Consider the following 1,489-nt stretch of genomic DNA (forward strand, 5'->3'; position numbering starts at 1 on the left):
CCCCCGTGCCCCGTCCCCCGACCGGGGATTCGGGCAAGCCGGATCATAAACGCTCGGCCGGGTGAACGGTACGGGCAGCGACGAAAGCGGCAGGAAGGGGCCGCGGTACCGCACCGGGAGGGGAACGGGAACGGCCCGCCGGAGTCTGCGGGGGCAGGCAGCAGACGGCAAAGACCCGCGGCGATCCCGCGGCGAACCGCCACCGATCCCCGAGGAGCGTGAGCGTGGGCAGACCGGAGAAGCCCTTGGCGCAGGACGCCGGACCGGCCACCGCCTTCGCCCGGGAGCTGCGCCGGCTCCGGTCCGGGGCGGGCTCTCCCAGTTACCGGGAGCTGGCGAAGCGGGCACTGTTCTCCGCTTCGGTGCTCTCGGACGCGGCGGCCGGCTACCGGCTGCCGACTCTTCAGGTGGCGCTCGCCTTCGCCGAGGCGTGCGGCGGGGACCGGGCGGTGTGGGAGCGGCGCTGGCGGGAGGCCGCGCGGGAGGTGGGCGGCGAGGGCCGGCCGGACGCCAGGGCCGTGCACCGAGGGCAGGAGACGCGGCCGCGGGCCGCCGTACGGGCCCTGCCGCCGACGCCCGCCCAGCTCCCCATGGAGCCGCGGCCGCTGGCCGGCCGGACCCGGCTGCTGGGCCGGGCGCGGATGCTGACCGACCTGGCCGACGGGTCCGTCCCGCCGCTGCTGGTCCACGGCCAGACCGGCGTCGGCAAGTCGGTGTTCGCGCTGCGTCTGGCCGCCGAACTGGCGGCCGGCCTGCCGGACGGCCAGCTGTACGTGGACCTCGACCCGGCCGGCGGCGGCCGGCGGGACGCGGCCGCCCTCACGGGCCACCTGCTGCGGGCGCTCGGCATCGCCCCGGAGCAGGTCCCCGACGACCCGGCGCAGCGCGTGGGCCTGTACCGGTCGGTGCTGCGTCAGCGGCGGCTGCTCGTGGTGTTCGACGGGGTGCGCCAGGAACTCCAGGTCCGCGAGCTGCTGGTGGCCGCCCCGCACTGCCGGATCGTCCTGACCGCCCGGTCCCGGCTGCTCGGCCTGGACGGGATACGGCGCCTCGCGCTGCCCGTACTGGACCGGAACGAGTCGATGGAGCTGCTCGCCTCGGTCCTCGGCCGGGAGCGGCTCGCCGCCGCCCCGCGGGCGGGCCTGATGCTCGCCGAGGCCTGTGGCGACCTGCCGCTCTCCCTCACCCTCGCCGCGCGCCGGCTGGCGGCCCGCCCGGGTGCCCTGCTCACCGAGGCGATCGCCGACCTGGTCACCGGGGAGGACCTGTTCGCCCGGCTGCGGGTCGGCGACGAGAGCCTCGCCGAGCGCTACGAGGACGCCTACCACCGGCTCACCCCGCAGGCCCGTCTCGTGCTGCGCCGGTTCGCGGCGACCCGGACCGCGCCGTCCGTGGACACGGTGGCCCACGCGTCCGCGACCGCGCTCGCCCGCTCCCTGGAACGGGATGCGGGCACCGTCGAGGACCTCCTCGACGACCTCGTCGACGC

At 77.2% G+C, this 1,489-nt stretch carries 1 protein-coding gene; it reads left to right on the forward strand.

Going from position 1 to position 1,489, the window contains the following annotated elements; all coding sequences use genetic code 11:
- Positions 1–224: 224 nt before the first annotated feature.
- A partial coding sequence (locus AOK11_RS36475) for an NB-ARC domain-containing protein (protein ID WP_055597922.1) occupies positions 225–1,489 on the forward strand: 1,265 nt, incomplete at its 3' end.

The organism is Streptomyces hirsutus (assembly GCF_001418415.1).
In the GTDB taxonomy this organism is placed as follows: domain Bacteria; phylum Actinomycetota; class Actinomycetes; order Streptomycetales; family Streptomycetaceae; genus Streptomyces; species Streptomyces hirsutus.